The organism is Cetobacterium sp. 2G large (assembly GCF_014250655.1).
Lineage (GTDB): Bacteria > Fusobacteriota > Fusobacteriia > Fusobacteriales > Fusobacteriaceae > Cetobacterium_A > Cetobacterium_A somerae.
Genome location: NZ_JACHTH010000005.1, coordinates 1,500,072 through 1,523,263, shown reverse-complemented (window position 1 = coordinate 1,523,263; position 23,192 = coordinate 1,500,072). Strand labels below are relative to the sequence as shown.

Below are 23,192 nucleotides of genomic sequence, written 5' to 3'. Positions count from 1 at the left end.
TAATCTAAAAAAAAAAGATACAATATCTATATAAATCATTATTGGGGGAGGATATCAGATGGTAATAAATGAAAGATGTATAAATATATTATCTGTTTTAAATGAAACAAATGAATTTACATTAAAAAGACTTTCAGAAAATTTTAATGTCCATACAAGAACAATAAGATACGATATAGACAATATTAATTATATTTTGAAAATGTATAAATTAGATACAATAAGAAAATGTGAAAAAGGAGTTTTTACAGTAAATTTAAAAAATAATGAGATAAATAAAATAATAAATGATTTTAGTGGAATGTTTTCTGAAAATAGAAGAAGATATTTAAAACTTAAATTATTTTCAAAAGAAATCGTTAATTTAACAAAGGAAGCAGAATATTTAAATACATCTAGAACAACTTTAAAAAAAGATTTAATGATAATAAAAGAGGAACTTTTAGAAAAGTTAGTTGAAATAAAAGAGTTACCTTCAAAGGGAATAAAAATATCTGGGAATGAGGAATTGATAGTTCGAGTTTTGGAAAAAGAAATTTTTGAAATTATAGAAAAGCAATTTATAAATTTACCAAATTTAATAAAAAATATGATTGGGAAGATTGTTGGAGATATTTCTCCAGATATTTTAAGAAATAGAGTAAGAGAGATATTAGGAGAAAATTATAATATAAACTATTATAATAAAGTCTTTTGTAAATTAGCAGCAGTAAACACAAGACATAAATTAGAAAAAAAAATAAAAAAATATAATACTGAAGAGATTACAGAATTTATCCTTTGTGAGTTAGGTGAGGAATTTATAAAAAAAGTAGTAGGAGAAAATAAAAATAAAAAAAAGGATAAAATAGTAGAGATAAAGGATGTATTGAAAGAGGTTGTTGCAGAACTAGAGTTAGATGATGAACAAAATCTTATAGAAAATTTACTTTCAGAAATAAATGAAGTTAGAGAAAGACTTCCAATTCCAGAAAAGATATGTGAAACAAGTTTTTATAAAGAGTTTTCTGAGAAAATAAAAGGAACAGAACTTATAAAGAAAGATATTCAAAGTATATTTTACATAATATATAACAATTTACTACTAAAAAATTATGAAGCTTTTAAAAATATGAAAATTTTGTTTGTTTCAGATGAGGTCGATAGTGTAAAAGATATTATTTTAAATAAATTAAAGATTATGTTTAATTTCCAAGAAATTGATAAAGTTTCATCTCACATATTTGAGATATTTGGTTGTGAAAAAGAATATGATTTAATAATAACTAGTGGAAATATAAATGAAATATTAGAAACACCGATTTATAGAATAAATAGATTTCCTTTAGAATCAAACCTTTTAGATTTAAAGTTTTTTATCTTAAAAAATATAAAATAATAAAAAAGGATTAAATCCAATTATTGGATTTAATCCTTTTTTTTATGTGGGTGTGATTCTTTTATAATTAGGAATAGGAAAAAATAGATTTTTAACTGGAATATTATTATCATAAATTTTAATATTCTCTATTGTAATAACACTGTTAATAATATTATTTTTTTTGTAATTATTAAAGTCTTTTATATCAACAGATTCATAAATTTTAATATTATGTTTTTTATATATTTCTTCAACAAGAGTAGGAATAATTGATTTAGGAAGATACTTAAATACAAAAATATTTCTATTTTTTTCAGTCTCAACCTTAGAAAGACTATACCATACAAAAATACTTTCAAAAAGTGTAAATTTAGGTATAAAAAGATTAATTTCTTTTGTCATTTCATCAATATTTGAGTTAGCAAAGTAGTTTAAATTTAAATTTAAAAATGAATAATCATCCACATGAAAAAGTTCTTTAAGATAACTATAGTTTATCCAAGGATTGATTATATGGAAAAAATTAGGATCTGTATAAACATGATTCCCAAGATATTTTGCAAAAATTGGCCGAACTTCTTCAGCCTTATTATGAATAGATTTATTAAAATGGCTTCTAAAATATTTAAAAATATCTATTAAATCAAGAATTCCACTGAGGCAAGTAGAAGAGATATCTTTGAAACTACTACTTTTTAAAAAGATAAATATTTTATAAAAAAAATCAGTATTATAATAGCTAGGCTTATATTTTAAAGCATCCTTAATTGGGATATCTTCAATTTTCTTTTCATGATTAGAAGCCTTTAAACATATGTAAAAACAAAGTAGAGATATTTCTGAATGATTTGAAAATGGGCAATCTAATAACAAAATAAACTCTGATATATCTTTTCGAACTTTATAGAAATTTTTAATTTTTATAAAATCTGTTAGTTCTTTTCTTAGTTGTTTAGGTAAAAAATCCTTTTCTATAAGAAACTTAAAAGTGAGAAGATAAACAAATTTGTTTATAGAGTAAGGAGATCCTAGTAAGGAGATTCCTTTATTTGTTATTTTAATTTTTAAATGATAAGGAGTAATTAGTTTAGAAACCTCATTAAAGTAGTTATTTAAATTTCTTTTAGTAAGTTCTAAATCTTCACAAATATGTGAAAGCTTAATTTGTCGATCTTTAACTAATCTGAAAACAAGATAAAATATTTTTTGATTTTTAGTAAACTGTTGAGAATTCCTTAGAATATTTCGAGAATTTGGAAAATTTCTAATTTTTTCTATAAGTTGTTCAATCTTTAAATTTCCTGATGGTTCAAGAAAAAGTTCGCAATAAATATCTTCAAGGTGTATTTTAGTATGTTGTGTAGAAAGTAAAAAGATATCACTAATATCTTTTAATGAAGATATTTGATTACTTTTTATAAATTTTAATATTTGTAGATGTTTACTATTGATATACATAACTTTTCCCCCTAGATTATAGTTAAGATAAATATATATAAAATAAATAACGTGACAATATTTACCATTTTTTTATTCTTTTCCTTTTTTTAGAAAAAAAGGAAAAGAATACTTAAGAATGTGTAAGATTAAAAACATAGTTTAAATAAATTTTAATAAATAATTTTTTTGAGAATATATTATATTTTAAAATGGCAAACTATGGGAAACTATAGGACGCAAAGCTATAGGGCCTCTAAAGATGGCAGCCAGTTACACTTAATTTAGATAACAATTTTTTTGTTATATAAACTGAGTATTTTTTTATTTTTTTTCAATAAAAAGGAATAAAAAGAAAACGATAGAAAAAACATTAAATAAAAAAAATATATAAAAAGGGGTGAAGTGAATGAGGGATAAAAAAAAATTAAAAAAATTACTATTTTTATCGGCAGTTCTTATTATTACACGGAACACTTATACTAATGAAAAATCAAAAAATCAAATCATTTTGAAACAAATTACAACAGACAATCAACTACAAGTCAATTTAGATGCACCTTATGAAGAGCAAAATTTAGTAACACCGGGAAGAATAATATTAAAAAATAATGGGGGATATATATACTCTATAGTAGATCCAATTCCGACAGATCCCAAACTTTCAATAGAAGCAAATAAAAAACAAAATATGGAAACAGAAGTAATAGAATTTTATGTATACTCAAATTATCAAGAAACAATAAAAAAATGGGAACTTTTAATCTACGAAGAGGAAGATATACATAGACTTGATCCGATAGGAAAGATGGAAGGAACAGAACTACTTTTAAATAAACCAATAATATTTAATTTTAATAAAAGTAGCATTAAAGAGGGTGATAAATATTATTATACTTTAAAAGTTTACGATAAAGAGGGACGTTTTGATCAAACAGATATATATCCATTAGAATTTACAACTCCTATTAATGCAACTAAGAATGTAGATTTAGCTAATAAAGTGTATGGAGATGATGATGCAGTAATAAGAAATATTCAACTTAAAGGTTCTAAGGTAAGAGTTTATGGTAAAGATCTTCAAGGAGTTCAAAAATTATCAATTAATAATAATCAAATTAATTTAGATTCTAAAGGAGATTTTGCATATGAATACTATACAGATATGATAGGAGATTTAAATTTACCTGTATTAATGACAGATGAAGATGGAAATAATTATGAATATCCAATGTTTGTAGATTTACCTAAATCTTACGATTTTGCAGTTGGTATAGCAGATATATTTGTTGGAAGAAATTATGTTTCAGGAAGTGATGCTATACTTCAAGATAATTATAAATATGATGACAACGTTTTTTCATCAGGAAGATTAGCTTTTTATTATAAAAAAGTTTGGGAAGACTATAGATTAACAGCTCAAGCTGATACTTGGGAGCAGGAAACAAAATATTTATTTAAAGGGTTTTCAAAAAGAAGACCAAGAGATTTATTTGAGAAGTTAGAAAGAGATGATATTGAATTTAATTTAGGAGATGAATCAACATACTATAGAGATACAGATACTGCAGGTAAGTTTTACGTGAAATTGGAAAAACAAAAATCAAGTATCTTATGGGGAAGTTTTAATACTGGTTTCACAGGTAATTACTATGCAGATTATGATAGAAGTTTATATGGTCTTCAAGGGCTATACAATAGCAGTGATTCAACAAAATTTGGAGATACAAGGACACAAGCAAATATTTTTGTGAGTGAACCAGAGACACTATTTACTAGAGATGAATTTAGAGGAACAGGAGGAAGCGTTTACTTTTTAAGTTTCCAAGATATAGTAACAGGTAGTGCTAAAGTAAAAGTTCAAGTAACGGATGGTAGAACAGGAAGAATTTTAAGAGAGATAGAATTACAAGATGGTCGAGATTACGATGTAAATGAACTTCAAGGAAGAATTATTTTAAAAAATCCATTGCCTACAATAATTGCTACAACAGATGATGGAATAATAAAGGATGAACCGTACTATGGAGATAATGTAAATTTAGTAGTAGATTATGAATTCTATTCTAATAATACAGATTTTGCAAAAACAACTTATGGAGTTCGAGGAAAATCTTGGATAACGGATAATGTAGCTATAGGTGGTACTTTAGTATCAGAAGCTAGAGGGGATAGTTTAGAAGATTATGAATTACAAGGAGTAGATGTAACGCTAAGAAAAACAGATAATACTTTTATGAGAGTTGAATATGCTCACTCTAAGGGAACACAAACATTAATAAATAATTTTTCTTTTAATGGAGGATATGATTCGTTTTTAGATAGAGATAAATATGAAGAGATAATTGGTAATCCAATAGGATATTTTAATAATATTTCAGGAGATGCATATTCTATATCTGGAGAAATAGCTTTTAAAGATTTTAGTGAAAAGTTTGATGAGAGAGATAGTGGAACATTCTGGTATAACAGAAAAGATAAAGGATTTTCAAGTGCTGGATTTTCAAATAGCAGTGAACATGATGATTATGGATTTACAAGTGAATTCCAATTGACAGATAAATGGGATATAGGATTTGGAGCAAATAAATTTAAAGAAAATGATGCAGATTCATATGAAAGACAATCGATATCTTTAGAAGAGGATAGAATTAATGCAACTATAGGATATCAATATACAGAAAAATTAAAATTATCTGCTGAATTAGAATATTTAAAAAATAAAGAAAGTGGTATTGAAGACTTAGATGATTCTAACGAAGAAGCTCTATTAGCAGGAGTTAGAGCAGACTACGAGTTTCAGCCTAATAGGACAATATATGGAATAGTACAAACATCAATTTGGGATGAAAACTACGGAGCTAATAATATTTATACTCTAGGAACAGATTTGAGAGTAACAGATAAATTCCGTTTAAAAGCAGAGGGAAGTACTGGAAATAAAGGGAATGGAGCAGAAGTATTAGGAACTTATGATTTTACACCAGACCATAGCTTATACATGGGATATGCACTAGATGATAATAATGATTTTGGATCAAACTATGGACAAGAACATACATTTACAGTGGGACAAAAATTTTTATATGATGAGAAAACATCTATGTACCATGAAAATCAATTTTTAAAGGATAGTGTAGGAAAGGGAATTTTACAATCATATGGAGTTGATTACAACTATTCTGAAGATATAACTTTAGGAGCTTTAATTCAAGATGGAGATATAGATACTTATGATGGAAATCTGTCAAGAACATCTGTAAGTGTTTATAGTAGATATTATAAGAGAGATTTTATGATTAGAAATAAGCTTGAATTTGGAAAAGATAGAGGAGCTGGAATGTCAGCAGATAGATGGGCTACTATAAATAGAGGGAAATTAATATTAAATGATGAGTATACTTTATTTGGAGAGTTTAATTATTTATATAGAGATGCTAAAGAGGAAAAAGATGATAGATCAATTGAAGCAGGATTAGGGCTAGGGTATAGACCTGTTTGGGATGATAGATTGAACCTAATAGGAAAGTATGAGTATGTTCAAAATATAGGAATTAATAATCAGTTTAATGCAACAAATGATACTAAAGCTCATATTTTATCTCTTGAAGGAATTTATGAATTAACTCAAAGACTTGATATTGGTGGAAAGTATGCATTCCGTACAGAAGAACTTCGTGCGGGTAGAGGAGAAGGAGATTGGTATAATTCTAAGTTAGATTTATATGCAATTAGATTAAACTATGAAGTTATTAAAAGCTGGTATGCTTTTGGAGAATACCATTTACTAAGAGATATAGAGGATAATTCATATGAACATGGAGCAATTTTAGGAGCTTATAAAGAGGTACAACAGAACTTAAAAGTTGGGGTAGGGTATAACTTTACTAAGTTTGATGATGATTTAAGTGACTTAGATTATAATGCCAAAGGTTGGTTTATCAACATTATAGGTAAATTCTAGAGAGGGAGGTTATTATGAAGTTAAAGTATAGAAGTTGCATAAGAAGCTTCATATTATTTGTTATATTTAATATATTATCAATGATTACTTTTGCAATACCAGAAGGAATGAAACCAGATGGTTCTGAAGAACCTATTCCTCCTGTAATCAAAAAGAATAGGGCGATAACAAGTAGTTTTGATTCAAATGAAGGAGATGGATTTATAATTCAAGATAGAGGATCTGGGAATATAATAGTAAACAAAAAGAATTTAGTAAATGGATCTAATAGTATAACACCAAAGCTTTTAAATGTCGGTGGGAACACCAATAATGCTTTTGGTTATAATCCTAGTGATAATTATATTTATGGAATTCAAATGGTAACTGATTCAGGTCATAATTTAATAAAAATAGGTAAAGATGGACAAACAGTGGGATTTTCCATAGGAAAAATAACAGGAGTAACTAAAAATGAATCAATATATATTGGAGATTTTGATAAAAATGGAAATATGTATGTAGCTGGAGATAATAATATATATAGATTATCAATAGTAAATGGAGCAGCAACAGCAACAAATATAGGGAATAGAACTTTAAGTCATGCTGACTGGGGTTATACTGAAATTAATGGAAAAGAAAGGTTTTATCTAATAACAAATAACGGTACACTATATTATTATGAAAAATCAGGATTAGGATTAATAGGACCAACTCAAGCTGGAACAGGGTTAACAACTGATGGAGGAACAGTTGTTGCAATTTTTATGGCTGGAACAAATATGTTTTATAATCCCTCAGGAACTAATAAAATATATAAGGTAGATTTAACAGCAACAACACCGGCATCAATACTTTTCACAACATTAGATAATACAACAAGTAGCGGAGATGGAGCAAGAAATTATTTACAATTAATTCCTAATTTAGCAGTGGGGAAAGAAGTTTTAAATGGAACTTTAGATACAAATGGGCAAAGAATTTTTTCTCAAGGTGATGAAATAAAATATAGATTAGTAATAAAAAATTCAGGGAACTATCCTTTAGGAGCTGATGATAATTCTAAATATACTGTTTCAGATCAAGTAGATTTAAATAAAGTGGAATCAATGGCTACAAATGTTGTAGCCAAAAAATTCACTACATTAACAGGTGGTACTGGAACTATTGTTAATAGTGTGCCAGTAACACTAACATATGATTCTACAGGAAAATTTGAGTTAACTTCGGAATCTGGCAAACTTCCAAGATTAGAAATAGGTGAAAGGTTAGAAATAGAGTATAATTTAAAGATAAGAGTATATAGTTTTACTGGAGATACAGATAATATAAATAATACAGTTACTGGAAAGATTCCAAATAAGCAAGTGACAAGCAGTGGTCAAGCTAGCGTGGTAATATTAAAACCAATGGTAACAGCATTAAAAACATCAAGTGAAAAGGGTACAGCGCAACCAGGAGATGTAATAACATATACGATAGAGTTAACAAATAGTTCGAAAGTCGATGCAAAGAACTATGGAGTGTATGATAATTTATTAGAAAGCTTTATAGAGAGCAGTGATGTAATAGTATCACCAAGCGCAACAGGAGGAACATTAACAGGAAATCTATTTGAAAAAGATGCAAGTGGAAATCCAAAAGGAATAATAGATAAGATAGGAGCAAATGGAGGAAAAGTAACAATAACGTATCAAGTAAAGGTACCAGTAGTAATACCATCAGGGATAACAGAAATACCAAACAAGGTATTAAACTCTGAAGTAAAAGTACCGATAGATACGCCAAAAGTAACAGCATTAAAAACATCAAGTGAAAAGGGTACAGCGCAACCAGGAGATGTAATAACATATACGATAGAGTTAACAAATAATTCGAAAGTTGATGCAAAGAACTATGGAGTGTATGATAATTTATTAGAAAGCTTTATAGAAAGCGGTGATGTAATAGTATCACCAAGCGCAACAGGAGGAACATTAACAGGAAATCTATTTGAAAAAGATGCAAATGGAAATCCAAAAGGAATAATAGATAAGATAGGAGCAAATGGAGGAAAAGTAACAATAACGTATCAAGTAAAGGTACCAGCAGTAATACCACCAGGGATAACAGAAATACCAAATAAGGTATTAAACTCTGAAGTAAAAGTACCGATAGATATGCCAAAAGTAACAGCATTAAAAACATCAAGTGAAAAGGGTACAGCGCAACCAGGAGATGTAATAACATATACGATAGAGTTAACAAATAATTCGAAAGTCGATGCAAAGAACTATGGAGTGTATGATAATTTATTAGAAAGCTTTATAGAGAGCAGTGATGTAATAGTATCACCAAGCGCAACAGGAGGAACATTAACAGGAAATCTATTTGAAAAAGATGCAAGTGGAAATCCAAAAGGAATAATAGATAAGATAGGAGCAAATGGAGGAAAAGTAACAATAACGTATCAAGTAAAGGTACCAGTAGTAATACCATCAGGGATAACAGAAATACCAAACAAGGTATTAAACTCTGAAGTAAAAGTACCGATAGATACGCCAAAAGTAACAGCATTAAAAACATCAAGTGAAAAGGGTACAGCGCAACCAGGAGATGTAATAACATATACGATAGAGTTAACAAATAATTCGAAAGTTGATGCAAAGAACTATGGAGTGTATGATAATTTATTAGAAAGCTTTATAGAAAGCGGTGATGTAATAGTATCACCAAGCGCAACAGGAGGAACATTAACAGGAAATCTATTTGAAAAAGATGCAAATGGAAATCCAAAAGGAATAATAGATAAGATAGGAGCAAATGGAGGAAAAGTAACAATAACGTATCAAGTAAAGGTACCAGCAGTAATACCACCAGGGATAACAGAAATACCAAATAAGGTATTAAACTCTGAAGTAAAAGTACCGATAGATATGCCAAAAGTAACAGCATTAAAAACATCAAGTGAAAAGGGTACAGCGCAACCAGGAGATGTAATAACATATACGATAGAGTTAACAAATAATTCGAAAGTCGATGCAAAGAACTATGGAGTGTATGATAATTTATTAGAAAGCTTTATAGAAAGCGGTGATGTAATAGTATCACCAAGCGCAACAGGAGGAACATTAACAGGAAATCTATTTGAAAAAGATGCAAATGGAAATCCAAAAGGAATAATAGATAAGATAGGAGCAAATGGAGGAAAAGTAACAATAACGTATCAAGTAAAGGTACCAGCAGTAATACCACCAGGGATAACAGAAATACCAAATAAGGTATTAAACTCTGAAGTAAAAGTACCGATAGATATGCCAAAAGTAACAGCATTAAAAACATCAAGTGAAAAGGGTACAGCGCAACCAGGAGATGTAATAACATATACGATAGAGTTAACAAATAGTTCGAAAGTCGATGCAAAGAACTATGGAGTGTATGATAATTTATTAGAAAGCTTTATAGAAAGCGGTGATGTAATAGTATCACCAAGCGCAACAGGAGGAACATTAACAGGAAATCTATTTGAAAAAGATGCAAATGGAAATCCAAAAGGAATAATAGATAAGATAGGAGCAAATGGAGGAAAAGTAACAATAACGTATCAAGTAAAGGTACCAGCAGTAATACCACCAGGGATAACAGAAATACCAAATAAGGTATTAAACTCTGAAGTAAAAGTGCCGATAGATACGCTAAAAGTAACAGCATTAAAAACATCAAGTGAAAAGGGTACAGCGCAACCAGGAGATGTAATAACATATACGATAGAGTTAACAAATAGTTCGAAAGTCGATGCAAAGAACTATGGAGTGTATGATAATTTATTAGAAAGCTTTATAGAGAGCGGTGATGTAATAGTATCACCAAGCGCAACAGGAGGAACATTAACAGGAAATCTATTTGAAAAAGATGCAAATGGAAATCCAAAAGGAATAATAGATAAGATAGGAGCAAATGGAGGAAAAGTAACAATAACGTATCAAGTAAAGGTACCAGCAGTAATACCACCAGGGATAACAGAAATACCAAACAAGGTATTAAACTCTGAAGTAAAAGTACCAATAGATACGCCAAAAGTAACAGCATTAAAAACATCAAGTGAAAAGGGTACAGCGCAACCAGGAGATGTAATAACATATACGATAGAGTTAACAAATAATTCGAAAGTCGATGCAAAGAACTATGGAGTGTATGATAATTTATTAGAAAGCTTTATAGAGAGCGGTGATGTAATAGTATCACCAAGCGCAACAGGAGGAACATTAACAGGAAATCTATTTGAAAAAGATGCAAGTGGAAATCCAAAAGGAATAATAGATAAGATAGGAGCAAATGGAGGAAAAGTAACAATAACGTATCAAGTAAAGGTACCAGCAGTAATACCACCAGGGATAACAGAAATACCAAATAAGGTATTAAACTCTGAAGTAAAAGTGCCGATAGATACGCTAAAAGTAACAGCATTAAAAACATCAAGTGAAAAGGGTACAGCGCAACCAGGAGATATAATAGCATATACGATAGAGTTAACAAATAATTCGAAAGTCGATGCAAAGAACTATGGAGTGTATGATAATTTATTAGAAAGCTTTATAGAGAGCGGTGATGTAATAGTATCACCAAGCGCAACAGGAGGAACATTAACAGGAAATCTATTTGAAAAAGATGCAAGTGGAAATCCAAAAGGAATAATAGATAAGATAGGAGCAAATGGAGGAAAAGTAACAATAACGTATCAAGTAAAGGTACCAGCAGTAATACCACCAGGGATAACAGAAATACCAAATAAGGTATTAAACTCTGAAGTAAAAGTACCGATAGATACGCCAAAAGTTTTAATAGAGAAAACATCTAATAAAACAGGCCAAGTAGTACAATCAGGAGATGAGATAATCTATACAATAACATTAACAAATAATACAAACGTAGAAGGAAAAGATTATCTAGTAAAAGATACACTACTAAATAATCCTCTAATAACAAAGCCAACAGTAACAGTAGTGGGTGGAACGTTATCGGGAGATATATTTGGAGAATCAGGAGGAAAAGTAACAGTACCAGCGCAAGTAGGAACAAGCCCAGGGTTGGTAACAATAAGTTACAAAGTGATGGTACCAAAAGATTATCCAAATCCAACAATAATAAACTCAGTAAATAACGGAGACGAAGTAGTAATAGAGTATGATGAGCCTTCAGTGACATTAAGACATGATGTTTTTTCTTATAATGATACATTAAATGATACCACTGAAATTGAAAAACAAGAAAATGGAATAATTACTGATTTCAATAATATAGATCAAAAGAATAGCAATCCACCAGTTATTTTCCCAGGAGATTTAGCAATTCATTATTTAAGTTTAATAAATACAGGAAAGGCTGAATTAAAAGGGAAAAATATTCTTGTTAATCACCAGTTAGATGGAAAAACTATAAAGGATGACAATGGAAATCCAGCATTTAGTAAGAACGAGTTTACAGGAATAGTTATAACAGATTTGGATAGTGGAACTAAAGATTTTTATACACCTGAACAACTAGGAGTAAGCTTAGCATCCCAAAGAGCAGTTCGAAGTTTACCAAGTCCTACAGATTTAGAAATAACAGTCCAAACAAGCAGTTTTACTTTTGCAGAGAAAATACCTGCTAGAACAGCTATATCCTTTGTATTTTTATCCACAGTAAATTCAGAAGGAAACTTTACTAAAAATAATAGAATAGCAACATATGATTTTCTTCCAATAGATTCATCTCAAAATACTTCAGAAGGAGAATTAAGAAAAGCTGTAATTGTAATAGGAAGAAGGGAAGCTGATTTAGTATTGAGTAAAAGTGTAGAAGTAGAAGAAGCTTCAATTGGAAAGTTTGTTCCATATACAATAGAAGTTAAAAATATGGGACAAGATCCAGTTGATAACATTATTATTTCAGATAAATTACCTCCAGGATTTACGTATGTGGAAGGTTCTGCTGTTCAAGAGTTAAAAGATGGATATGTACAGAAAAAACTTTCAGTGACAGGAACAAAAGAGATAGAGATTGGACCAATATCACAAATAGGGTCTGGAGAAACAATAGTTATAAAATACTTATTAAAAGTGGGAGTTGGTGTAAAACCAGGAACATATAAAAATATAGCTGTTGTAAAAAATGAAAACAAAGAAAATGTTTCGAATACAGATTCTGTTGATATTGATATAGTAGCAGATCCAATATTTGAGCATACAACAGTTATAGGAAAAGTTTTCCATGATAGAGATAGAGATGGAATTCAAGATTATGCTGATGCAAAAAAATCTCATATAACAGTTAATATTCCAAAAGAATATTATGTAAAAAATACAACAACAGTTTCTAAAGATGGAAAAATATACTCTTTTGCTGATAATTATGAAACAATAACGATAAGAAATATTAAGGGAAGAGTATCAGAATTAGAACCAGCAACAAATAATATGGTTGTTATAAGAAAAGAGTTAGTAAAACCTATAATGGCAAATGTAAGAGTTCAGACATTTGGTGGAACTGATATAACTCAACAAGGAAATGGTGAAGTTATAACAAATCATACAGGAGATAAGATAAAGGGAATGACTAGTCAAGATATAGTAGTAACTCAAAGAGTAATAAAAAATAAAGATAATAAAATAATACTTGAAATCTTTATATTAAATAATGGAATACAAGAAGAGGGATTACCAGGAGTGAGACTAGCAACTCCAGAAGGAATAGTTGTAGAAACAGATAGGTTTGGAAGATATCATGTTCCTCCTGTACCGGAAACTTTAGGAAAGAACTATATCATAAAGGTGGATCCAACTACTTTACCAAAAGGAGCGGAATTTACAACTGAAAATCCAAGAGTTCGTCATTTAGGAAAAGTTATGATGAAGTTTAACTTTGGAGTGAAATTACCGCCTTTAAAAAACCCTGAAAAAAAGGATAATTGATAGAAAATATCATGTTTATACAAACACATTGAAAAAGTAATGAATCAGTGATAGAATATAGTGATTAGTAAAAATAGGAGGAGTTTTAAATTGGAAGAAAAAATCACAATTACTATGCTAATTTTACTTACAATGATGTTTATGAGAAATGTAATTTAAAATAAAAAGCCCCTTTGAATAAGGGGCTTTTTATTTATATTTTTATATCTAAAGATAAAATGATTCCTCTACCACTACCTTCTATGTTAAAGTTGTTTCCACATGCAATAAGAGTATCCTCTTTTCCTAAAGTATACTCATTATTATTTACACGAATATGACGATTATCTTCTAAATTATAAAAAATATTAATTGCTTTAGAAGATAAGCTATTTCCAGAAAACTCTGTTTCAACAATTTTAAAATCTAAAAGATTGATATTTTCTTTAAAAATAAGATTGAAATCAATGCTTATTTCATCTGCTAAACTACTTGTGTGGTTATCTCCAGAGAAAAATATGTGAGAAAAAGGTTTTAAATAATAATCTCTTCCATCTACTTCTAATTTAACGCTTCCTGATAAAAGAATAAGAAGTCTCTTATAACCTTTAAAAGAGGTGAAATTATATTCTCCAGGATTTATACTTGCTGTTGAGACCCTGAAATTAAAAGGACTATTAATAGTTGAACCATCGGGATAAATATATAGTTCTTTAGAAACTCCCCCAGTCCAAAGGCGTTCTTTTTGATTTTCTTTTCTAACGATTTTATAATCCATAGTGCCCTCCATATATTGAAGTTAATCTCACTACTTATATAGCTCATAAACTTCAAATAATCAAGGCTAATTTTTACAAAAAATAAAAAAACTCCTTGAAAAGTATCAAGAGAGTTATTAGGCAATCTCCATAAGAGGTTTATCTTCATTAAAAGTATTGATAAAAGACTCTTTTCCATCAGTAGCTTCTAATCCTAAAATTATTAAATCTAGTAATTCGTCCATAGTTTTACCTTTTAGTAGTTCTTTTATGTTAGCTTCAAGCATTTTTCCACCTCACCCCAAAAGTTATAATATTACACATATAATAATACAAAAATTTTATGAAATAGTCAAACAAAAAAGAGATTTTTTTTTAAAAAAATGTTATAATTTTTAGTGAAAGTGATTTTTAATAGAACAAGAGGTCAAAATGAAGAAGACAATATTACCAATACTAGTAGTTATATCTATTTTTATAATGGCAGTTTATTCACCGAAATTAAGTGTGGATTTAAAAGGAAAAACAAAATTCCCACAAGAATTTGTTCAAGGTGAAGTAACTAAAGTTATAGATGAAGAATTAATGAAAGACCCTGTTATAAAGGGTAAATTTAGAGGTGGACAAAATTTAGAAGTAAAGATTTTAGAAGGAAAACATAAAGGAGAAATTTTTAAAGTTTATAATTCCTTAAGTGCTCTTCACAATGTATATGCAGATGTAGGATTAAAAGCTATATTCACAGTTAGAGAAGAAAAAGAAAAAACTACAGTTTGGCTATACAATCTAAAAAGGGATCGTGCTATATATCTTTTAGGTGCAATATTTATAGGAGCTGTTTTAGTTTTAGGTAAAATGAAGGGAGTGAAGTCTCTCTTGGCTTTAGTTTTTACAGGATCAATGATAATATATGTACTATTGCCACTTTTATTTAAAGGTGTGGATCCAGTATCAACTTCAATACTTTTATCTTCTATAATAATAGTAGTTAGCTTCTTATTAATAGGTGGATATGATAGAAAAACATATTCAGCAATAATAGGAACTATAAGTGGAATAACTATTGCAGGATTAATCTCTTATGGATTTGGAAAAATAATGAGTTTAAGTGGACTAAATTTATCAGAGGGACAGCAACTACTTTATATAACAAGAGATTTTAAGCTTCAAATAGAGGGGTTATTATTTGTATCAATATTGATAGCTTCTTTAGGAGCTGTTATGGATGTGGCTATGTCGATATCGTCATCTGTAAATGAAATATATCAACATAAAAAAAGCCTGACTTCAAAAGAGTTATTTCATTCAGCAATGGTAATAGGAAAAGATATTGTGGGAACAATGATAAATACATTGATACTTGCTTTTGCAGGAGGATCATTGCCTTTAATGATGATGATATGGGGTTATGGAATGGTTTATCAACAGTTTATAAACATACCAGCTATAGCAATTGAAATTGTCAATGCTTTAGCAGGAAGTATAGGTATAATAGCAACTGTACCAATAACAGCAGTTGTTTCAATATTATTAATAAAAAGAAAAGGGGAGGAACAATAGTGAAAAGCACTAAATTCTTAGTTTTAGGAGCTCTTTTATCTATGGCTTTAATTGGTTGTGGAAAAAAAGAGGAAACACCTAAAACAGCAACAAACACAGAGGTTAAGGAGTATAAAGAAAATAAACTTAATCTAGAAAAAAAAGTTATTACAAAGGGAGAGGCAGGACCAGAGGAGGTTACACTATCTTTCGCAGCTACATCTGACGTTCACGGAAGAATATATCCGTATGAGTATGGAATTGATTCTGAAGATAAAAGTGCAGGATTTGCAAAAACTTATACAATTGTAAAAAACTTAAGAGAAAAAAATCCAAACTTAATTTTAATGGATATAGGAGATACTGTTCAAGATAATAGTGCTGAGTTATTTAATAACTTAGAAACACATCCTATGGTTGAAGCTATGAATACAATGGATTATGATGCATGGATTTTAGGAAATCATGAATTTAATTTTGAAAAAGATTTCTTATTAAGAAATGTTAAAAATTTCAAAGGATCGGTAATCTCTGTAAACATAGAGAATGAAGATGATGGATCAAAATTTGTTTTACCATACCAAATTTATGACGTTCAAGGAGTAAAGGTAGCTTTAGTAGGAGGAATTCCACCTCATGTTCCTATGTGGGAAGCTTCAGCTCCAGAGCATTTTAAAGGACTTACTTTTGAAGATCCAATGACAGCAGTAAAAGAAACTTTAGATGAATTAGAAGGAAAATATGATGTACTTGTAGGAGCTTTCCACTTAGGAAGAAAAGATGAGTACGGAAAAACTGGTGTATTTGATTTAGCACAAGCTTATCCTCAATTTGATCTTATATTTGCAGGTCATGAGCATGCTAGATATGTAACTGATGTAAATGGAACAACAGTTCTTGAGCCAGGTGCTTACGGATGGGGAGTTTCTAATGGAGAAATCAAAGTTGTTAAAAAAGATGGTAAGTGGGAAGTTAAAGATATCGTAGCTAAAAATGTGGAAACTAAAGATGTTGAAGCTGATAAATCTATGTTGGATCAATTTAAAAATGTTCATGATGAATCAAGAGCAGATGCAAACAAAGTGGTAGGAAAAGTAAATGGTAAATTTATAGAAAGAACAGATTATATTACTGGAGAAGATAAAGTTACAACAATGCCAACTTCTCAATTAGAGGATAATGCAATAATTGAGTTAATAAATGAAGTACAAAATCATTTTGCAAAATCAGATGTTTCAGCAGCAGCAGTATTTAATTTTGATTCAAACTTAAATGCAGGAGATTTCAAAAAGAAAGATGTTGCGTTTATCTATAAGTATACAAATACTTTAATGGGTGTAAATATGACTGGTGAAAATTTACTTAAGTATATGGAATGGTCAATGAACTATTATAATCAAACAGAGCCAGGAGATGTAACTATATCATTTAATCCAAAAGTTAGAGGATATAACTATGATATGTTTGATGGAGTAAACTATAAAGTTGATATATCTAAGCCAGCTGGAGAAAGAATCGTTGATGCAACAATAAATGGTCAGCCAATAGATCCAAATAAAACATATAAGGTAGCTGTAAATAACTATAGATTTGGAACTTTAATGAACTTAGGACTTGTAACAGATAAGGATAAGTATTATGATTCTTATGAAGAATTACAAGATGGAGGAAGAATTAGAGATCTTATTGTAAGATATGTACAAGAAAACTTAAAAGGTGAATTAAATCCAAAAGTTGATAACAACTGGTCGATAATTGGATTTGAAGAAAATGTTCCTGGAAAGGATGCTGTTATTGAAAAAATCAGAACAGGTGAAATAAAAGTACCAATGTCTGAGGATGGAAGAACATTAAATGTTCAATCAATAAACATAAATAACATATAATAGTAGTAAAAGCAAAAAAGAGGGAAGTTTTTTCCTCTTTTTTGTTTACTTTTTCAATAAATCAAGATACAATAAAGGGAATTTAGAAAATTATATACTTAATATATATCATATGTGTTAGTTCTAGGAGGAAAGATGTATCTATTAAAATTTAAAAAGAATTTAGTTGAAAAAATATGGGGTGGAAGAGGTTTTGAAACAACTTTAGGATTTCAATTACCTACTGATGAGTTATATGGAGAATCTTGGGAAGTGAGCTGTCATCCAGCAGGGATGTCTTATGTTGAAAACGGCGAGTTAGAAGGAAAAAGTCTAGAGGATATATTTAAAAAATATAGAGAAGAGCTTGTAGGAAAAGAGATTATCGAAAAATATGGAGAAAAGTTTCCACTTTTAATAAAGTATTTAGATATCAACGATAAGCTTTCTGTACAAGTTCATCCAAGTGACGAATATGCACTAAGAGTAGAAAAAGAGTTTGGTAAAAGTGAAGTTTGGTATGTTATGGAAGCTAGTTCAGATGCTAAATTAATATTAGGGTTAAAAAAAGAGATTACACCAGAGATATATAAAGAAAAAGTAGATAAAAAGGATTTTACAGGTTTATTTAATGAGGTAAGTGTAAAAAAAGGCGACTTTATAGATGTAAAACCTGGAGTTGTCCATGGAACTTTAGAGGGATTTATTTTAATATGTGAGATACAGCAAAACTCAGACACAACTTATAGAATATATGATTTTGATAGAGAAGTAAATGGAGTAAAAAGAGAACTACATTTAGATAAAGCTATGGATGTAATTGAATTTGGAAAAGATGTAGAGATAAGTTCAGAGGTTTCAAGAGAAAAAATAAGAGTTCAAGATGCAACTGTTGAAGAGTTAATAAGAGGAGAGTATTTTTCTATTGATAGACTATTAGTTAATGGAATATTCCAAGATGAAAGTTATAAAAACTTTAAAATATACTCAATACTTGACGGAGAGGGAAAATTAAAATCTAATGAAAAAGAGTATGAAGTGAAAAAAGGTGATACATACTTTATACCAGCAAATACATCAGTTACAATAAGTGGGAAATTAGAGGTTATGAAAAGCTATATATAAATAAAATTTTAGGGGGATGGTATATGTCAAATAAAGCAATAGCTCTGCTAAAAGTTTTGTTACATGGAGATATCCATTTAGATGAAATAACAAAATATGTGGATTTAGATATTAATTCTATAGAAAGAAATATAAATGTACTTAATGAATACCTACATGAAAAAGGAATAAAACCAATAAGAAAAGTAAATAATATATATAGTCTTGAAAATAGAGATGAGAAATTTTCAGAATTTTTTTCAAAATTAGATATTCTTTCATCTAGAGAAAGACAAGATATATATTGTATAAGGTTACTTTTAGATGGATATATTAATTTGGAAAAAGAAAGACAAGCTATGGGTGTTTCAAGAACCACAGCAATCAAAGATTTGAAGAAGGTAAGAGAGTTTTTAGAGGAAGAGGGAATAAAGGTTGAATCTAGAAATTCTAAGGGGATTTTTCTTAAAGAGATTAATGAAGGTAATCTATACAATATACTTTGTGAAAAAATAATGAAATTGTTTATAGATAGAGAGTTCCTTTCTAAACAGAGAAAAGAGCTATTAGAAGAGATAGATATTTTAGAAGAGAAAGAGTATTTAAAGGTATATTCTCAAATAACAGAAAAATTTAAATTAAAAAAATCCTCATTTTCATATTACGCTATTTATACAATGGCAATAATTGAAAAGATAAAAGGACCTATTAATTATGAAATAAATGGAATTGAAAATCATGAGGAATTTAATGAAACGTTACTAGAGATGGAAAATATAATTACGCCAATAGTATTTTCCTCTGAATTTAAAAGATTTTTAGCAAGTGTAGCATTAAAGATTAGATATAATTGTGATTTAAATAATCCATTAAAAGAGAGTTATAAAAAATTTATTAATAAAGTTCAAGAGATATTTAAGCTTGATGATAAAGAGAAGAAAAAGTTATGTAGTCAACTTGTAACATGCTATACAATGGGATACTTAGATAAAAAATATGGAGTTTTATGGGTTAGAAAAAGTCCAAATTCTGAGAGATGTAAAAGACTAGGTCAAATAGTTGAAGAAATATTGAAAGAATTGGGCATAGATATGATTTATTCAGATGTTTTAAGATTAGCAGGTTGTATAACAAATTTCTTTATGTTAGAAGAATATGTTGAGGGTTTTAAAGTATTAAGTGTATCAAGAAATATTGATAATGAATACAGTCAAAGAGTTATAGAAGCTATGAAAGTTTTTTATCCTAAAATATCCTTTACAACAGAATCTTTTTTAGAGTTTAGATTTAAAAGTAAAGAAGAGATTGATAGTTATAATTTAATAATATCAGATACAGAAAGTTATAGTATAAAAACTTTAAGAAAAGTAAATACTTTAAGTTTAAGAGAGATTCAAAGGTGTTTCATAGAATATGTCTTAGATAAAAGATTTGAAAATTTTAAAAAGTAATAAATGTGTTTTTTATGATATAAAAAGAGTTAAAAAAAGTATATATACATGCTACCTCAAAAATGATACTCTATATGTACAAATCCTTTTCTCTAATATATTCCCCCTAATATATATTTGAGAAAAATTCCAGAAGAACTCCACCCCCCGGAGTTCTTTTTTTATTAAAGTATTTTAATTTAAATAGTTTAAAGGTTAAAATAGAAAAAGGACGTTGATAAAACGTCCTTTTTTTGTTCTAAAAATTAATGTGGTAGTCTTAATTTTTAAATTATTTATATATTACTTGTTAGAAATAGATTCTACACCTGGTAATTTTTTACCTTCTAAATATTCTAGAGAAGCTCCTCCACCAGTAGAGATGTGAGAGAACTTATCAGCGAATCCTAAAGAGATAGCAGCAGCAGCAGAGTCTCCTCCACCGATGATAGTTGTAGCGTTCTCTAAGTTAGCTATAGCTTCACAAACTCCGATAGTTCCTTTAGCGTAGTTAGACATTTCAAATACACCCATAGGTCCATTCCATACAACTGTTTTTGCTCCAACTAATTGATCAGCAAATAATTTAACTGTAGCAGGTCCTACATCTAATCCCATCTCGTCATCAGGAATTGCATCTACAGATACAACTGAGTGAGGTGCATCATTAGAGAACTCTTTACAGATTACAGTATCGATAGGTAATATAATCTTTCCATTAGCTTTTTCTAATAAAGATTTAGCTAACTCAACTTTATCTTCTTCAACAAGAGATTTTCCTGTATTTTTTCCTAAAGCTTTAAAGAATGTGAACATCATAGCTCCACCGATTAATATTTTATCAGCTTTAACTAATAAGTTTTCAATAACTCCAATTTTATCAGAAACTTTAGCTCCTCCTAAGATAGCAACTAAAGGTCTTTCTGGTGCATCAACAGCTCCACCGATGAATTTAATCTCTTTTTCCATTAAGAATCCAGCAGCAGTGTTTCCTTCTCCAATGTTAGCAGCGATTCCAACGTTAGAAGCATGAGCTCTGTGAGCAGTTCCAAATGCATCGTTAACGAATAAATCTCCTAAAGAAGCCCAGTATTTTCCTAACTCTGGATTATTTTTAGATTCTTTTTTACCATCTAAATCTTCAAATCTAGTGTTTTGGAACATTAAGATTTCTCCATCTTTTAAGTTAGCAACAGCCTTTTCTAACTCTTCTCCTCTTGTAGCATTGATGAAAGTTACAGGTTGTCCTAAAAGCTCAGCTAATCTCTTAGCAACAGGCTCGATATTTCTTTTTTCTAAGTCAGCAGCTTCTTTAACTTTTCCTAAGTGAGAAAAAGCGATTACTTTTCCTCCATTTTCTAAAACATACTTTATAGTTGGTAAAGCAGCTACGATTCTGTTTTCGTCAGTGATTTTTCCATCTTTCATAGGAACGTTAAAATCAACTCTCATTAAAACTTTCTTACCAGCTACATTTAAATCAGTTACAATTTTTTTTGCCATTTTGTATGAACCTCCCAAAATTTTTATAAACAACTTATATTTTCTTAAAAAAAAGCGGAACTAAATAGTCCCGCTATTCTGTTTATTCTGTTTTTCCTAGATGCTCTAATTACTTAGAAATTTCTACGAAGTACTTTAAAGTTCTTATTAATTGAGCAGTATAAGACATTTCGTTATCGTACCAAGCAACAGTTTTAACTAATTGCTTATCTCCAACTGTCATAACTCTTGTTTGAGTTGCATCAAATAATGATCCGAACTCGATTCCGATGATATCAGAAGATACTAACTCTTCCTCAGTGTATCCGAATGACTCGTTTGCAGCAGCTTTCATAGCAGCGTTGATTTCAGCAACAGTTACTGGCTTCTCTAAAACAGTTACTAACTCAGTTAATGATCCAGTGATTACTGGTACTCTTTGAGCAGCTCCATCTAATTTTCCAGCTAGTGCAGGGATTACTAATCCGATTGCTTTTGCAGCTCCAGTTGTGTTAGGAACGATGTTAGCAGCAGCAGCTCTACCTCTTCTTAAATCTCCTTTACCGTGTGGTCCATCTAATGTGTTTTGGTCGTTTGTATAAGCATGGATAGTAGTCATTAATCCTTCTACAACTCCAAACTCATTGTTTAATACGTTAGCCATTGGTGCTAAACAGTTAGTTGTACAAGAAGCTCCAGAAATTACTGTCTCTGTACCATCTAAAATTTGGTGGTTTACGTTATAAACTACAGTTTTGATATCTCCTGTTGCAGGTGCAGATATAACAACTTTCTTAGCTCCAGCTTCTAAGTGAAGTCCAGCTTTCTCTTGAGAAGTGAAGAATCCAGTACACTCAAGAACAACGTCTACTTTTAACTCTCCCCATGGTAAGTTTTTAGGATCTCTATCAGCTAAAACTTTAATTTCTTTTCCGTTAACTGAGAATCCTCCTTCGATAACCTCGATAGTTCCGTTGAATCTACCTTGTGCTGAGTCATATTTGAAAAGGTGAGCAAGAGTTTTTGCGTCTGTTAAGTCGTTTATTGCTACTACCTCAAACTCAGGGTTGTTCATCATTAATCTTAATGCTAATCTTCCAATTCTTCCGAATCCATTAATCGCTACTTTAACTGCCATTTGGAAACCTCCTAAAAATTTATATTTTTTTTAAATTAAGTTCGATAAATATTTGTACATCTTTTAGAGAATACAAGATAAATCTGTATTTCCTTTTTTCTTTTTTTCTAAAATGCTTTTGTTTATGTCTTAATGATATATTATCTTGGTTAATTTGTCAATTTATTCATGGGAACTAAAATTAATCTTTTTATGATTACTTTTTCATTAAAATTATAGTAT

General features: G+C 29.4%; 12 protein-coding genes and 1 riboswitch. Of the genes, 7 read left to right on the top strand and 5 right to left on the bottom strand.

Annotated features, from left to right (window positions below; all coding sequences use genetic code 11):
* Positions 1–58: 58 nt before the first annotated feature.
* A complete protein-coding gene (locus H5J23_RS10050) occupies positions 59–1,378 on the top strand; it encodes an HTH domain-containing protein (RefSeq protein WP_185891967.1) in 1,320 nt (439 codons plus the stop codon).
* 42 nt (positions 1,379–1,420) lie between these two features.
* Here the strand turns inward: H5J23_RS10050 and H5J23_RS10045 are convergent, their stop codons facing one another.
* Complete coding sequence (locus tag H5J23_RS10045) at positions 1,421–2,818, bottom strand: helix-turn-helix domain-containing protein (RefSeq protein ID WP_185891965.1); 1,398 nt, start codon at positions 2,816–2,818, stop codon at positions 1,421–1,423.
* 183 nt (positions 2,819–3,001) lie between these two features.
* Positions 3,002–3,078, top strand: a riboswitch (cyclic di-GMP riboswitch).
* Positions 3,079–3,206: 128 nt separating this feature from the next.
* Between H5J23_RS10045 and H5J23_RS10040 the strand changes: the two genes are divergently transcribed.
* Together H5J23_RS10040 and H5J23_RS10035 are read left to right on the top strand one after the other, a co-directional pair.
* Positions 3,207–6,761: a hypothetical protein gene (locus H5J23_RS10040; RefSeq protein WP_185891964.1), complete on the top strand. Its 3,555-nt coding sequence runs from the start codon at positions 3,207–3,209 to the stop codon at positions 6,759–6,761.
* Positions 6,762–6,775: 14 nt separating this feature from the next.
* A complete protein-coding gene (locus H5J23_RS10035) occupies positions 6,776–13,675 on the top strand; it encodes a DUF11 domain-containing protein (protein ID WP_185891962.1) in 6,900 nt (2,299 codons plus the stop codon).
* 193 nt (positions 13,676–13,868) lie between these two features.
* On the opposite strand, the gene H5J23_RS10030 is transcribed toward H5J23_RS10035, so the two are convergent.
* Together H5J23_RS10030 and H5J23_RS10025 are read right to left on the bottom strand one after the other, a co-directional pair.
* Positions 13,869–14,432 carry a HutD family protein gene (locus H5J23_RS10030; protein ID WP_185891960.1) on the bottom strand — a complete coding sequence of 188 codons (564 nt, stop codon included), beginning with the start codon at positions 14,430–14,432 and terminating at the stop codon, positions 13,869–13,871.
* A 117-nt stretch (positions 14,433–14,549) separates the two neighbouring features.
* A complete protein-coding gene (locus tag H5J23_RS10025; RefSeq protein WP_185891959.1) occupies positions 14,550–14,699 on the bottom strand; it encodes a hypothetical protein in 150 nt (49 codons plus the stop codon).
* A gap of 145 nt (positions 14,700–14,844) precedes the next feature.
* Here H5J23_RS10025 and H5J23_RS10020 point away from each other — a divergent pair, with 145 nt between their 5' ends.
* The 4 genes from H5J23_RS10020 to H5J23_RS10005 all read left to right on the top strand — a co-directional run bounded on the left by H5J23_RS10020 (position 14,845) and on the right by H5J23_RS10005 (position 20,371).
* Positions 14,845–15,972: a YibE/F family protein gene (locus tag H5J23_RS10020; RefSeq protein ID WP_185891957.1), complete on the top strand. Its 1,128-nt coding sequence runs from the start codon at positions 14,845–14,847 to the stop codon at positions 15,970–15,972.
* On the top strand, positions 15,972–17,837 hold the full coding sequence (locus H5J23_RS10015) for a bifunctional UDP-sugar hydrolase/5'-nucleotidase (RefSeq protein WP_370523834.1): 1,866 nt from the start codon (positions 15,972–15,974) through the stop codon (positions 17,835–17,837). Before H5J23_RS10020 ends, H5J23_RS10015 begins: the two co-directional genes overlap by 1 nt.
* Before the next feature lie 135 nt (positions 17,838–17,972).
* The gene (locus H5J23_RS10010; RefSeq protein WP_185891955.1) at positions 17,973–18,941 is read left to right on the top strand and encodes a type I phosphomannose isomerase catalytic subunit; all 969 of its coding nucleotides are present in this window, start codon (positions 17,973–17,975) and stop codon (positions 18,939–18,941) included.
* 23 nt (positions 18,942–18,964) lie between these two features.
* A complete protein-coding gene (locus H5J23_RS10005; protein WP_023051780.1) occupies positions 18,965–20,371 on the top strand; it encodes an HTH domain protein in 1,407 nt (468 codons plus the stop codon).
* A 282-nt stretch (positions 20,372–20,653) separates the two neighbouring features.
* On the opposite strand, the gene pgk is transcribed toward H5J23_RS10005, so the two are convergent.
* Positions 20,654–21,853 (bottom strand): phosphoglycerate kinase, encoded by a 1,200-nt coding sequence (gene pgk / locus H5J23_RS10000; protein ID WP_185891952.1) that lies wholly within the window; start codon positions 21,851–21,853, stop codon positions 20,654–20,656.
* A 109-nt stretch (positions 21,854–21,962) separates the two neighbouring features.
* Positions 21,963–22,970, bottom strand: a complete 1,008-nt coding sequence (gene gap, locus H5J23_RS09995) for a type I glyceraldehyde-3-phosphate dehydrogenase (RefSeq protein WP_040406130.1) — start codon at positions 22,968–22,970, stop codon at positions 21,963–21,965.
* Between the last annotated feature and the right edge of the window lie 222 nt (positions 22,971–23,192).